We start from the raw sequence: 15137 nt of genomic DNA on the forward strand, positions 1-15137 counted from the left end.
GTTAAAACGCAAAAGATTGGATAATTAAGGGGCTAACCACTGTCCTTGCCATTCTCCATTTTTATCTTTTTCAAAAAAACATCTTATATGGGGATTTTCATTCAGGTCCAACCACTCTAAACTTGTTATGTGGATATCAATAAGAGCAAAAAAAATAGATGGTTCTTTATTGCCATATTCTTCATCTATATATCTGACTTCGTGAGGTGAAGCAATTTTTTTTCCAGGTGAAACGGATGTTGTAAACAGTAAATGAGTGTGTTGTTTTAATTTATGCCATGCTTCTTTTTTTGTTTGCATATCTTGAATAATATTCGCTTCACCTTCAATTCGTAATTGGATTCCTTTAGGATCAAATGCAACTAAAGCAACTTTATGATTATTATTTATTTCTTCTATTTTTTGAGAACGTGTATCAGTAAAAAAAGAAATTATTCCTTTCTCTGCGTTGAAGTCGCGAAGTACAATTGTCCTAAGCTTAGGTTCATTTTTTGAATTTATGGTCGCAAGTTGCATCAGGGTAAAAGGGGAGCGCTCTATAGAAGCTTGGGTTAGGTGATCCATAATTTGTTTGAATAAATCACTTTTAAGCGGTATACCCATATAACACCTCGGATGACCGATAGGATAAGGCTGTAAGATTTTAATTCCAGCCTTATATCATTAAAATCTTATTGATCAGGTTCAGCGTAAAACTTTCCTGCATGTGCCCAATCAGATGATGGTATTTCTTTAAAAATAATATCAATGGTCTCTGTTGGACATTTTAATATCACTGAAGTCAAGGTTGTGACTTCTTGCATAAACGCTTTCTTTTGCGCATGTGTACGCCCTGGGGCAAGTTCAATTGTAATTAACGGCATTTTGTAAAACTCCCAAAGGGATAAAGCTACATCGCTTTATCCCAATAATCACTGATATTTGTTATTAGATCGAACGAGCTAGACCGCCATCTACACGAATGTTTTGACCAGTAATATATGCAGCACCTTCAGAAGCTAAGAATGCGACCGTCGCTGCAATTTCTTCTGTAGTACCATAACGTTTCATTGGAACACTATCACTGCGTTCGTTTGTCATTGGCAAACTATCAATCCAACCTGGTAAGACATTATTAAAACGTATATTGTCAGTGGCATACTGATCTGAGCAGATTTTTGTAAAGGCAGCTAGACCTGCACGAGCAACCACCGAGGTTGGGAATAATGGACTTGGTTCAAATGCCCATGTAGTAGAAATATTAATAATCACACCACTTTTCTGCTTTTGCATAATCGGTACAACTAAACGAGTTGGACGTACAGCATTTAAAAAGTAAGTATCAATACCAGCATGCCAATCTTCATCCGTTAACTCTAAAATTCCTTTACGCGGACCGTGACCAGCACTATTAACTAAGACATCAATTCGTCCCCAACGTTTAAGTGTTTCATCAATCAGGCGTTGAATATCTTCAGGAGACTGGTTTGAGCCAGTCACACCTAAACCATTTAACTCTTGAGCAAGCGCTTCTCCTTTTCCTGAAGAAGAAAGAATGGCTACTTTGTATCCTTCATTGGCCAATTTTCTTGCGACTGCGGCGCCCATGCCACTCCCTGCGGCTGTAATAACTGCAACTTTATCAACCATTTTCATTTTCCTCACTATAGATGGTAATCATTTTATTTATTGAGTTTAAGTGTTGAGTACACCGCAAACAAACGATATTATTTTGTATGATCAGATAGAAAAACTATTGGCTAAGTTCATGAGAAAGCTTCCATCGTTAAAAGGTTTATATGTATTTGAAGTTGTATCAAGGCACTTAAATTTTAGATTAGCTGCTGATGAGTTAGGGGTCACACAAGCTGCTGTGGCTCAACAAATTAGAGGCTTAGAGGAGGAGTTGGGTCTCAAATTATTTGAAAGAACACCAAGAAAATTAACAATGACTGAGAGTGCTTATCGATATGCGATAAGTGTAAAACAGGCATTTAAAATATTAGAAGAAGCAACAGAAATATTACATCCAACTCAACCCTATCTTACTATCAGCGTTCCCCCCTCATTTGCTGCGAAATGGTTACTTCCACGTTTAAATGAATTTGCAGAGACTTATCCTGATTTGGATTTAAGAGTTGTTGCGAGTCCAAAGGTACAAAATTTTGGCACAGATGGAATTGATTTAGCTATCCGTTTAGCAGCCCCACCTTTTGAAAATAGTGTGAATGCTGATTTGCTTTTTGAAAACCAGGTGGTTGCTGTAGCAAATCCTTTGCTCATTGAAAAAATAGGGCATCCGCATGATTCTAAAAGTCTTCAATCGTATACTTTAATTCATGATGCCCATAATTTTTGGCCTAAATATCTTCAGGTCGCTTTTCCTGATCATGATTTGTTTAATTCTAAAAATATTTATTTTAATCAGACCTCACTTGCCATTGATTCAGCAATTGCTGGGCAAGGGATAGCCTTAACTTGCCTAAATTTTGTCAAAGATGATTTAGAGGCAGGGCGATTAATACGTTTAAACTCAATTACACTCGATACAGGATCAGGCTTTTACCTCATATCACCACGAAAACCTCATCAACCACCATCCTTGCCATTGGTAAAGTCATGGTTAATGAATTCACAATGATTTATTAATTTGAGTCAAAGCATTTCATGATTCAGACATGTGATTTGAATCGTTCATATCCAATGTACTTGATACTTTTTATATGAATTTTTAAAAGTTTTGCTTAAACATATTTTTTGCATTTTTGAGTTATAGATGGTCTTTCTATGGCGAGGCGACATCGATGTCGCCATGTTGAGCTGGGAGATATAAGCAAGGACAAAGCCATACTTTATTTTTGCTCAGGGTTGTGGCTAAACTATCTTAACCATGCATTATGGAACTTAAAAATAGTTTCGCAATTTTCTTCGTTTCATGCTTTAAAATGTATCGGTCTCATGCCCAATTTTAACCTATAACAAGAGCCATTTATAAAAGGTCAACAGACCCGATGATATTTAAGACTCAGCCCAATTTTTCTAACAGAACCTGAATAGGATGGCGAAGTTGAGTTTTTTCTAAACGTTTGACTTGAGTTCGACATGAATATCCAGTTGCTAAAATCCATTGGTGGTGCAGTTCTACCTTACTTTGCCATGATTGTTGATAAATCATTTTTGATTGGTTTAAATGTTCAGTTTCATGACCATAGGTTCCAGCCATACCACAACATCCCAAAGTAAGTGATTCAAGTTCTAAGCCAAACACTTGGAAAATATCTTTCCACATTTGATTCGATTTAGGTTCTTGTGTTCGCTCAGTGCAATGCCCAGCTAAATAATACATGGATTGAGTTGTTGATAATTTTGGCAGTTCAAATTCGTCCAAGCGTTGCTTTAGCCATTCTTGTACCAACATGACTTGATAACGATGTTCAGGCAATTCTTCAGTAAATCTCTTATGATATTCTTGACGAAAAACTAGAGTCATTGCTGGATCCAAACCAACTATAGGATAACCTAAATCAGAAACTTGATTTAAGAGGGTAATATTTTTTCTTCTCAGCTTTTCAAACTCATCAAGGAAACCATGCACATGCAAAGGTTTTCCGTTGGGGAAATAGGGCAATACATAAGGGATAGCCCCTAATTTTTTTATTAGCGTGATTAAATCCAAAAAGACAGAAGTATCAAAATAGCGTGTGAATGCATCTTGTACAATGAAAACCACATCATGCTCATTACTGGGTAAATTATTTAAGTCCTGATCAACGAGGACAGCACCATATGTTTGTAATCTTTCCTTCACTTTAGGATGAAACAATGGGATATCTGTCATTCTGAGTATTTTTTTCTGGAATGATTTTAGTAAGGTCAGTCTTTGTGTCACATTATATAAAGATGAGATCGATGCGACTTGGGGTAAGATAAATTCCAATTTTGCCAATATATAATCACGAAGTTGACGAGGATATCGTTGATGATAGCGGGCTAAGAAACGTGCTTTTGCATCAGGAATGTCTACTTTAACAGGACATTGTCCAACACAGGATTTACAAGACAAACAACCATGCAAAGCCTCATATACCTCCTGATCAAAACCCATACTAGATTGTTGATTTTCCTCTCGTCTAAGCCACTCTTTCACTAATGTTGCACGTCCTTTGGGAGAGTGAATACGATTTCGTGTCACTTTATAAGAAGGGCACATGGGATCATTTAAATCATAATTAAAACATGCGCCATTTCCATTACAGTGCATGGTCGTGCCAAAATTATTCCAGTCGATCTTTGAAATTTGACGATCATAATCCCCGCGTAGCGGAATTTCGGTGAGTCCGATCAATTTACTGGTGGGTAATGTTGCAGGCGTTGCAATTTTCCCAGGGTTGAGTTGATTAAATGGATCAAAAAGCGCTTTGATTTGTTGTAATAGGGGATAGGCTTGTCCAAAAAATATAGGGGCGTAACCAGAACGCAAGCCTTTACCATGTTCTCCCCATAACACACCACCATAATGATGCGTTAATTCGACGACCTTCTCTGTAATTAATTTTATCATTCCCAATGACTTGGGGTCTTTCATATCCAATGCCGGGCGTACATGCAGTACACCAGCATCAACATGTCCAAACATGCCGTATTCCAGACCATGATGATCTAAAAGCTGTCTAAAATCTGCTATATACTCCGCCAAGTACTCAGGGGGAACGGCTGTATCTTCAACAAAAGGCTGAGGTCTTTTTTCCCCTTCGACATTACCCAATAATCCGACTGCACGCTTACGCATTGCATAAACGTGATTAATTTCAGTTTCTCCCCATGCAACAGTGGTACTGAGTCGTTCGATTTGTCTGTCTTGAGATAAATGCTGTAAAAAATCTTCTAGATGTTGTTTTAATTCAATTTCAGTTGTTGCATCAAGTTCAACTAAATTAATCCCCTCAATCGGTTTTTCTAAATGATTGTCTGGAAAAAATTTTGCGACATTGTGCCAAACGATATCATTTTTAGCTAAATTTAAGACTTTGGAGTCAACCGTTTCAATTGATGGTGGCTTATGTTGCATGAGCACATTGGCATCTTTTAATGCATCCTGAAAATTGGTATAGCCGATATTTATTAACAGTCGATACTTTGGAATCTCTAAAACGTTTAATTCTGCCTCGACAATAATGCCTAAAGTTCCTTCACTACCACAGAGTAGGGCGTTTGGATTAAAATATTCATCATCCAATAAATTAGGCAAATCATAACCCGTCAATGATCGATTCAACGATGGGAAACTATTTTTAATTATGTCTTGATTAATTTTAGCGACTGTAAAAATCTGGTGGTATAAATTTTTCTGAAAGGGAGTTTTATCTAAAATTTGTTGTTGCCATGATTCTCGTTTTAATGCTTGGGAATGTAAAATCTCACCACCCCTTAATACTGTAGATAAACGCGTTACGTGATGACGTGTTTTTCCATATCGGCAACTCCCTTGTCCACTTGCATCTGTATTAATCATTCCTCCAATGGTTGCTCGATTTGAAGTAGACAGTTCAGGAGCAAAAAATAAACCATATTTTTTTAATTCAGCATTGAGTTGATCTTTGACGACACCAGCCTGAACAATAGCCTTTTTTTGTTGAACATCGATCGATAATATTTTATTCATGTGTCGAGAAACGTCGATGACAATTCCATTTGTTAAAGATTGTCCGTTCGTTCCTGTACCACCACCGCGAGCAGTCAATACTACAGATTGATATTGATGTTCACTCACAAGACGCATAATCATTTCAATATCATGTTGATGTTTCGGATAAATAATCGCTTGCGGATGATATTGATAAATTGAATTATCTGTAGAAAATACTTGGCGAGTCGCTTCGGAACAATCTATTTCACCTTCAAAACTGGATTGGAGTTGTTCAATAAACTGCTGCGTTATAATTGCTAAATCCTGTTTCATATATATGCCTTATTAAAATCACGAACAAGCATTGTCTTGCTTTGGCAATGACAGTTTTAGTTAAGAATTCTTTAACTCTTGGTCATTTAAGAGATAATTCTTAAACATTGACCTGCGTGATATAAGGTAATGCCACAGTCATAGAACATTGCTCGAGCATTACGGAAAGAGACTTTGCTTGATTCCAGATCACTAAAAGGTAGTGGTAAGTTTTCACGATCATCATCTTGAAGATACTGAGCAAATGCTTTCCCCATTAATGTTCCAGTTGTGATCCCTCGACCATTAAAGGCAGTTGCAGCCACAATTCCTGGTGCGGGTTCAAAAATACGCATAATATGGTCTGTGGTAAATCCAAATTTTCCAGTCCATTGATATTGCCATTTGAGTTTACCCAATTCAGGAAAGTATTTTTGGGTGATTAGATCAGCCCAAGAATGATAAATGCTCTCTTTTCCTTCATGTCCACCGACAGTTCCGAGTAACAGACGATTTTCTTTATCTCGGCGAATACTTGATAATGCTAAACGTGTATCCCATGAACCATTTTTATAAGGTAAAATTTTATCTGCAATTGAGCCAGTCAAAGGTTCAGAGGCAATTTGATAATATTTAACAAAATAAATAGTTTTTAGAATTTCAGTCCATTCACCTTGTGTGTAAGCATTGGTTGCTAAAACAACTTTATCCGCAGTAATGCTTCCGGAGGTGGTTTTAACACACCATTGAGAGTCGCTTTTCACAATCTCATTCACAGATGAATTTTCGTAAATTTCAACATTTAAACGCTTGGCAGCTTGTGCTAGACCTGTGACATAGGCATATGGGTTTATGGTTCCTGCTCGCTTATCAAGTAACGCTTTTTGAACCACTTTTGTCCCACAATATTCATGACATTTTGCACCTGTCAACACTTCAACATTTGCACCGCGACGACTCAGTTGAAGGTAACGGTGATCAATATCAGCTTCACCTTCCGAGTTATGCGCCATGTGTAGATTACCAGTGCGAGTATCTTGTGCTTGTATACCTAAGCGATCAATCGTATCAAAGACCAGTTGTGGTGCATGACCTAATGCTGTGGTCAACTTTTCTCCGACTTTTTCTCCCAAATATTTATTTAGCTCATCTGGTTGAGCCCATGTTCCTGCATTGACCAAACCGACATTACGCCCAGATCCTCCAGAACCAACTTCTAAACTTTCTACGACTACGACACGGTGTCCTGCTTCTGCTAAATGAATTGCTGCTGATAGACCAGTGAATCCGCCACCAATAATACAAACATCAGTATTTATATCTGTTTGTAATTGAGGGAAATGAGGTACATTATCCACGAGGGTTGACCATAATACTTGATTTTTTAACATGATTATTGCTCTATCCTTATAGCAATCGAATCGCAACATCAAAATGTTGTTGTTTTTTAGATCATTCAATATACTTTTGCATTTTAAGGGTTAAATAAGGTTATATGCTCATTTAACCCTGTGATTATAATAAATAATTAACCAAAGTTAATCCCTTGAGCTAAAGGTAATTCTCGAGAATAGTTGATGGTATTTGTTTGTCTGCGCATATAGCCTTTCCAAGCATCTGAACCAGATTCACGCCCACCGCCTGTCTCTTTCTCACCACCAAATGCACCACCAATTTCTGCACCACTCGTACCAATATTGACATTCGCAATACCACAATCACTCCCAACAGCACTGAGGAATTTTTCAGCTTCACGAATATCGTTGGAGAAAATACATGAAGATAATCCTTGAGGAACATCATTTTGGAGATCGAGGGCTTCGTCAAAATCCTCATAGCCAATCACATATAAAATCGGTGCAAAAGTTTCTGTTTTAACGACATCATCTTGTGCCGTCACTTCAACCAATGCTGGTTTGACATAGTAAGCATGAGGAAATTGATCTGATAATACTCGTTCACCACCTGTTACTTTTGCACCTGCTTGTTGCGCTCGAACAAGCATTGTCTGCATTTGATTAAAAATATGTTCGTCAATTAATGGTCCAACAAGATTACCTTCTAAAGGGTGTCCAATTGAAACTGTGGCATACGCTTTCTTTAATTTTTCAACAACCTCAGCTTGAATCGATTTATGCACAATTAAACGACGTAGTGTAGTACAACGTTGACCTGCCGTACCTACTGCTGAGAATAAAATACCGCGGATGGCTAAATCCAAATCAGCTGTTGGCGCAAGAATCATGGCGTTATTCCCCCCCAATTCGAGAATACATTTGCCAAAGCGTTCTGCGACTTTCGGACCAACAATTTTACCCATACGTGTACTACCCGTTGCACTAATCAATGCAACACGCTCGTCAGTCACTAGTTTTTCACCAATTGAAGCATCACCAATGAGTAATTGGGATAGCTGTGCAGGTGCATCACGACCAAATTGTTTAACCGCTTTTTCAAACAATGCCTGACAAGCTAATGCAGTAAGTGGCGTTTTTTCTGAAGGTTTCCAAATTACAGCGTTACCACAGATTAAAGCCAATGCTGTATTCCAAGACCAAACGGCAACAGGAAAATTAAATGCGGAAATTATGCCGACAACACCTAATGGATGCCAAGTTTCGCGCATGTGATGTCCTGGTCGTTCTGAAGCAATCGTTAAACCGTACAATTGGCGTGATAAACCGACTGCAAAGTCGCAAATATCAATCATCTCTTGAACTTCGCCTAGACCTTCCTGAGCAATTTTACCTGCTTCCCACGAGACCAAAGCGCCAAGTTCATTTTTATATTCGCGTAAAATTTGCCCAAAAATACGCACTAGTTCGCCACGTCGCGGAGCAGGGACTTTTCGCCATTCTTTAAAAGCAATGAGTGCCTGTTGAATACAGCTATCAGCTTGTTTAAGATCATTTACAACAACCTGTCCAATGACACTTCCGTCAATTGGAGTTTTTACGGTTAATGAACCTGTTTGATACGCTTCAGCAGCAACACCTAATTTATTTAATAATTCCTGAATCATGTTATTTCCTTTCCATCATTAAAATGAATAACTCATCAAAGCCTTGTTATACCTTTGACACAATTGATTGATTTAAAGTTGCTAAACAAGCCTCTATTGATTGCTGTTGAGCCTGGGCATAAAGTTGGATTTCATCAAATACTTTTGTGCCTAAACACTGCTCAAAAACGTCTTGATTTGAAGTTGAGCTGTAATCTGTTTGTTCATTTCCGCCCAAATTGGACTGAAAAATTCCTGCTGCAGAGACAGGTAAAAAATCTTCATAGACAATCGGTTCAATTCGAACTCGACCTGTATGAATCAATTCAGGCAAATCCGTTTCTGTCCATACCTGATGAGTGCTAAATGGTTGTGCGTAATAATAAAAGTAAGCTAAATCCTCTACGGCCAATGTGGTGTAACAATCTGGAAACGCTTTGAATGTTTCCTCTAAAATCTGCATATATTGCGCTGCATTTTCTTCAGTCGCGATACCGCCTAATTGCTGTTGTGCTTTGACAAGCAATTCATCATAAAGTTGACGACCTTTTGGTGTAAGCGCGACGCCTCGTTGTTCAATTTCACCAAAACGAGCAGTATGACTTCCTTGTTGATCTGTAAAGATCACTTGTTCCTGTAAAGCTTTAAAGCTGGTTTGACGCAATAAAATCGGACAACGTCGACGAGGTGGTCCTTCGATTATCGCTTTAGGTGTAATCCCACGTCCCATCATTCCATTTTGAACTTGGTCAATATCAAGTGTTCTCGGTGTTAAATGATTGATATGTGGTCCTTTAAATGCAACAACATCAGCAATTAAACGATGTTGGTCATGTAATGCTTGATATAAATCAGCAGTGACTGGTGCATGAGTATGCCATCGGAATGTCTCTAAAACTTCAATAATAAACAGATCTGCATCATCTACACTCAATCCACCTTGCAGTTCATGTTTTGCCGTCAAAGCCAGCGCTTTTTCAGTAAAAATATGACGTTTTGCCAGCGTTTCTTTTGCGAGTTGGCGTAATTCAGAATGATCCACTAACTCCAGACGTAATAAAGAAGTAAATACTCGGAATGGACTATGATTTAAAGCATCTGTTTGGATTGCCCGAAATGCAGTTGCATGTACAGGAACACCAGCAGGTACTAAGTCATAATAACCTACAGGGTACATTCCCATCACCGCAAAAATGCGACGCATATTATGAAGTTCTTCTGCTGTTCCCAATCGAATTGCGCCGTGGCGTTCTTGTGATAAACGAGTTAATTCACCAGTTTGTTGTAATTGCGCTTTTAAAACAGTTTGCTGTTCTAAAACAGATTGGTTTACGTCATCCACTAATTCTATTAAATCACCATATAATGGAACTTCGTTTTGATACATCTCTGACATTAACTTTGAGAATTTCGCTCGGATCTCATCCACATTGATCCAATTAGTCATGACTATCTTCCTTTTTAAACACTTGTCATCATTTCTTGATGAGCAGTTTCTGCCAAAATTTGTTCCAATATATCCAGACCTTCTTTTAATACTTTAGGTTCTATCGTCAATGGGGTTAATAGACGAATAATATTTTTCTCTTGTCCGCTTGACATGAGTAATAGACCTTTATTTCTAGCCTGAGTCAGAATGTTTGCTAATACATGTGTACCTGCACCATATTGGGGGTGATAAAGTTCAATACCACGCATCGCGCCAATACCGGTTAAACGTCCCAACCAAGGTGTTAAATTCTGTTGTTTCCACTTTGAATAATAAGCTTCAATTGTCTCAATATAATGTTGAATATTTTCTTGGTAAATTTGAGATCGCATGATGTCGAGTGTGGCTAAACCTGCTGCACAAGCAATCGGATTACCTGAATATGTTCCACCTAAAGCCCCTTTATGTGGATGATTCATGTATTCTGCTCGACCAATTAAAGCGCCTAAAGGTATGCCACCTGCAATACTTTTTCCGAGTAACAGTAAATCAGGTTCAATCCCTAACTTTTTAAAAGCAAAAGCTTCACCTGTACGACCAAAACCAGATTGAATTTCATCCAGAATGATTAAAATGCCATTTTTTTGACAGAATTCTTGTAAAAAATGAGCAAAATCAGCATTCATGACGTGAAAGCCACCTTCGCCTAAGACTGGTTCAAATATAATTGCCGAGATATTTTTTATATCCACTTCGACTTGGAACAATCGAGCCAAAGCTTTTTTTGCTTCCTCGGAAGTTATATCGTTGTCTTTGCTCGGATATGGAATATGATAAACAGGACCGGGTAAAGCACCGAGCCCATCTTTATAAGGTGCTACTTTGCCGTTTAAATTCACAGCAGCTAAGGTACGACCATGGAAGCCACCATCGAAAGCGATGACACCCGATCTTCCTGTTACTGTACGAGCTACTTTTAATGCATTTTCGGTTGCTTCGGCACCGCTATTGGTGAGCATTCCTACAATTGGATATTCAACTGGAATAAAATCAGTGAGTTGTTCCATAAACTGTACATAAGGCTGATGATGTGCAGCATTAAAAGCATAATGAGTAAGTTTTTGGGCTTGGTGATGGATCGCTTTGACAATTTTTGGATGACAATGCCCAAAATTTAGGACACCAATCCCACCAATAAAATCAATATACCTTTTACCATTTTGATCCCAAACTTCTGCATTCAGACCTGTCTCAAGTGTAATGGGGTGAATAAGTCCTAAAGCACTTGAAATTCTTTGATAATTATCCACTTCATTTTTCTCGATAGAATTTATTTGATGTTGTTATTTAAACCTTCGAAATATCGTCCTACAAACGAATTAAAATACTCGCACTATTCCTTTTTTTCGTATCACTTTTTCCGAAAATTGCTTTCATAAACAAAAAAATTAACCTAGTTTAATTGATTAAAAGTTAAGTAAATATCTTTGAGAAATTTGTGTATTTACTTAGACATTATTAATAACGTGATAGAGCAGAACAAATATCAGTTGGATATTCAATATGACAAAACTCTCTTATATCCAAGCAAATGATGCAGCTTGGTTAACTTTTCTTGAACAAATTGAACGCGTATCTCCCTATTTACAGCATCTAAAACAACATATTGAGATATTAAAAAGACCCAAAAGAGTTCTTATCGTAGATGTACCGATTGTCATGGATGATGGTTCAATTCAACATTTTGAAGGTTATCGTGTACAACACAATTTATCACGTGGTCCTGGTAAAGGTGGTATCCGCTATCACCAAGATGTCAATCTGAATGAGGTTATGGCGCTTTCAGCATGGATGACGATCAAAACAGCGGTATTGAACCTACCATTTGGAGGTGCAAAAGGGGGTGTCCGTGTCGATCCACGTAAATTATCGGCTCGAGAATTAGAGCGTTTAACTCGTCGCTATACCAGTGAAATCAGTCATATTATCGGTCCTCAAAAGGATATTCCTGCACCAGATGTTGGAACAAATCAACACGTAATGGGGTGGATTATGGACACCTATTCATCAGGTCAGGGATATACAGTTACTGGTGTGGTCACTGGTAAACCTATCCACTTGGGTGGTTCATTAGGTCGTGTAAAGGCAACTGGTCGTGGAGTATTTGTTACAGGTCGCGAAGTTGCGAAGAAAATTAAGCTCTCCCTTAAAGGAGCTAAAGTTGCTATTCAAGGTTTTGGTAATGTAGGGAGTGAAGCTGGTTTTTTATTTGTGGAATCAAATGCAAAAGTTACTCACATTCAAGACCACACAGGGACTATTTTCAATAAAAACGGTATTGATCTTGAGGCATTACGTGATTATGTCACTGTGAATGAAGGTGTCGGTGGTTTTACTGGTGCACAGCCCATTGCTGATGAAGAATTTTGGTCAGCAGAAGTTGATATCATGATTCCTGCGGCTTTAGAGGGGCAAATCACCATTGATCGTGCTCAGAATATTCAAGCTCAACTGATTTTAGAGGGGGCAAATGGTCCAACATATCCAAAGGCAGAAGATATATTGGTTGAACGAGGTATTGTTGTCGTTCCTGATGTAGTCTGTAATGCGGGTGGGGTGACTGTAAGTTACTTTGAATGGGTGCAAGATATGGCAAGTTATTTTTGGAGCGAAGAAGAAATTAATGAGCGTTTAGACAAACTCATGGTTCAAGCAATTGAGGATGTTTGGAATACGGCAAACAACAATACATGTACCTTACGTACAGCGGCTTATATCTTGGCGTGCGAACGTATTTTAAAAGCGCGTAAAGAGCGTGGTGTTTTCCCTGGATAAAGAAATAAATGACTCAAGAAATATGTTTTACTGGATGGTTATTAGCAGTAATATATGCGGTTTGGAGCGGTAATTAACTATAAATATTTAAATAAAAAATAATTGTTTAGCCGCTTTTATTGACACGATGTTTATATAAAATCATGTCATTCAAAAATCTACTTTCAGTGGTGGTATATCGGTTTACACTCTTTCCTTGCCCATCTATAGAATCATTCTCTATTCAACAGAACCCAAGCGAACACAAATGGCTTGGGTATTTTTTCAGTTCACAGAATTAAATAGTATTGTGATTTGATAGACGGTGTTTGATTACAAAAATATGATTTTTTTTGAAATTTTTAACTTTTCTATTTTAATTAAAAGTATTACTGCTATAGTGTTTTATGTGAACATTTGTAAATGTACAGCGACGTCTTTGATGCTATTTTTTTATTTTTCGAATTAAGTTTTTATCTATTTAAAAGAAATTAATATTAGAAATGGGTGAGTTTAATCAATAACGTGTGAACTGAAAGTGAAAATGAGGTAAACATGAAACTAGAATTCTTAGACTCTCATCAAACTGAGCAACTCAGTGCATGTCGATTGTCGCTCATTTTAGGAGCTTATACACCAGACAATAAAATTGAGCGCTATCTGAAAATTGTCCGTGCTATTTTGAATGTCGAAAATGCCTTTTTTAGCTTTCACAATGAACCTTATGCATGGGTTGCCAATAGTGAATGTGACTTTGTTGCCGCTTATCTTTCTCCAAAGCCTAATCTTTTACCAGATTTTCAAAATACGTTAATTGTTGAGGGTACACACCCAAGTTATCAAGAATGTTCAGATTATATTACGGAGATTGGTCTTAGCCATACACGACTTATCGCTTATGACTTTAGACTTCAAGACTGCGAGTCCATCGCGCATGTCTATTTTTATGATCATCAGTCCGAGAATTTCTCGGCTAAACAAAAACTATTATTAGAAGAGTTGAGTGATGACCTTGTGACGATATTGCAGCGCAAGTCGGAGTCTCAAGACTATTATGAGCTTTATGAACAAGAACGTGCTCTAAATTTCAGTAAAACAAAATTTTTTCAGGTGATTGCCCATGATTTACGTGCACCATTTCATGGATTGATTGGTTTTTCAGATGTTTTAGCCAATGAGCGAGAAACCTTGGATGAAGAGAATATTCATAGTATTGCACAATATTTGCATGATACTTTGCAGTCCACATATGCTTTACTTGAAAATTTACTCAATTGGGCAATGTCAGAAGGAGGTCGTTTTGTCTATCACCCAATTAATTTTAAGCTCAAACAGACCACCAAAATTGTTTATGATGTACTGCAACCCTTAGCAGTCAATAAAAATATTCAATTGATTGAAAATGTTGCTGATGATCTAACGGTTTTTGCAGATATGAATATGGTAACCTCCATTATTCAAAACTTAGTGTCCAATGCTTTAAAATTTACTCAAACTGATGGTTTAGGCAAAGTGACGATTTCCGCTCAACCTGTGGGAAATCGTATTGAAATCATTATTCATGATACTGGTTTGGGTATGACTCAGGCACAGATTGAACAGGTTTTTGAACCGCAACTTAAAGCCAGTATAAAAGGTACGATTGGTGAACAAGGTACAGGCTTAGGATTGGTATTGTGCAAGAGATTTGTTGACTTAAATCATGGGCAAATATCAGTTAGCTCTCAAAAAGGTGAGGGGACAACCTTTGTCGTTGCCCTTCCTGCGGCAAAAAATGCCCATCAGTCTTTGCTGGATACAGACCTAAAATCAGATAAAGTAAAAATTTTCTAATCTTCAACGTATGTGATGAAATTTTAAAGTGATTGATGTGTGTTTTTTGATGTTTTTTTAATCTGTGCTTTTTTATACAACGATAAAAGATTCCCTAACAGTCAAGCAAACTGCTATAAATAATCATATAAAACATCAGTACA

11 protein-coding genes are annotated in these 15137 nt (G+C 37.6%); 3 read left to right on the forward strand and 8 right to left on the reverse strand.

Going from position 1 to position 15137, the window contains the following annotated elements; all coding sequences use genetic code 11:
* Nucleotides 1-24: 24 nt before the first annotated feature.
* The 3 genes from I9192_RS03830 to I9192_RS03840 form a co-directional block, all read right to left on the reverse strand.
* On the reverse strand, nt 25-603 hold the full coding sequence (locus tag I9192_RS03830) for a pyridoxamine 5'-phosphate oxidase family protein (protein WP_005030961.1): 579 nt from the start codon (nt 601-603) through the stop codon (nt 25-27).
* Nucleotides 604-671: 68 nt separating this feature from the next.
* The gene (locus I9192_RS03835; protein WP_004827759.1) at nt 672-863 is read right to left on the reverse strand and encodes a 4-oxalocrotonate tautomerase; all 192 of its coding nucleotides are present in this window, start codon (nt 861-863) and stop codon (nt 672-674) included.
* 64 nt (nt 864-927) lie between these two features.
* On the reverse strand, nt 928-1629 hold the full coding sequence (locus I9192_RS03840) for an SDR family oxidoreductase (protein ID WP_005030959.1): 702 nt from the start codon (nt 1627-1629) through the stop codon (nt 928-930).
* A gap of 118 nt (nt 1630-1747) precedes the next feature.
* On the opposite strand from I9192_RS03840, the gene I9192_RS03845 reads away from it, so the two are divergent.
* Nucleotides 1748-2620 (forward strand): LysR substrate-binding domain-containing protein, encoded by an 873-nt coding sequence (locus tag I9192_RS03845; protein ID WP_227560669.1) that lies wholly within the window; start codon nt 1748-1750, stop codon nt 2618-2620.
* 384 nt (nt 2621-3004) lie between these two features.
* On the opposite strand, the gene I9192_RS03850 is transcribed toward I9192_RS03845, so the two are convergent.
* From I9192_RS03850 to I9192_RS03870, 5 genes are all read right to left on the reverse strand, one after another.
* Nucleotides 3005-5938 (reverse strand): FAD-binding and (Fe-S)-binding domain-containing protein, encoded by a 2934-nt coding sequence (locus I9192_RS03850; protein ID WP_200150115.1) that lies wholly within the window; start codon nt 5936-5938, stop codon nt 3005-3007.
* Between the two features lie 86 nt (nt 5939-6024).
* Complete coding sequence (amaA, locus tag I9192_RS03855) at nt 6025-7308, reverse strand: L-pipecolate oxidase (protein ID WP_004827763.1); 1284 nt, start codon at nt 7306-7308, stop codon at nt 6025-6027.
* 137 nt (nt 7309-7445) lie between these two features.
* Nucleotides 7446-8939, reverse strand: a complete 1494-nt coding sequence (amaB, locus tag I9192_RS03860) for an L-piperidine-6-carboxylate dehydrogenase (RefSeq protein WP_005030953.1) — start codon at nt 8937-8939, stop codon at nt 7446-7448.
* A 46-nt stretch (nt 8940-8985) separates the two neighbouring features.
* Nucleotides 8986-10365 carry a 2-oxoadipate dioxygenase/decarboxylase HglS gene (gene hglS / locus I9192_RS03865; RefSeq protein ID WP_004827765.1) on the reverse strand — a complete coding sequence of 460 codons (1380 nt, stop codon included), beginning with the start codon at nt 10363-10365 and terminating at the stop codon, nt 8986-8988.
* 14 nt (nt 10366-10379) lie between these two features.
* Nucleotides 10380-11657: a 2-aminoadipate transaminase gene (locus I9192_RS03870; protein WP_200150116.1), complete on the reverse strand. Its 1278-nt coding sequence runs from the start codon at nt 11655-11657 to the stop codon at nt 10380-10382.
* A gap of 253 nt (nt 11658-11910) precedes the next feature.
* Between I9192_RS03870 and I9192_RS03875 the strand changes: the two genes are divergently transcribed.
* A complete protein-coding gene (locus I9192_RS03875) occupies nt 11911-13182 on the forward strand; it encodes a Glu/Leu/Phe/Val family dehydrogenase (RefSeq protein WP_174761995.1) in 1272 nt (423 codons plus the stop codon).
* Between the two features lie 534 nt (nt 13183-13716).
* Nucleotides 13717-14994: a sensor histidine kinase gene (locus I9192_RS03880; protein ID WP_174761994.1), complete on the forward strand. Its 1278-nt coding sequence runs from the start codon at nt 13717-13719 to the stop codon at nt 14992-14994.
* Nucleotides 14995-15137 lie beyond the last annotated feature (143 nt).

Source organism: Acinetobacter bereziniae (genome assembly GCF_016576965.1).
GTDB lineage: Bacteria > Pseudomonadota > Gammaproteobacteria > Pseudomonadales > Moraxellaceae > Acinetobacter > Acinetobacter bereziniae.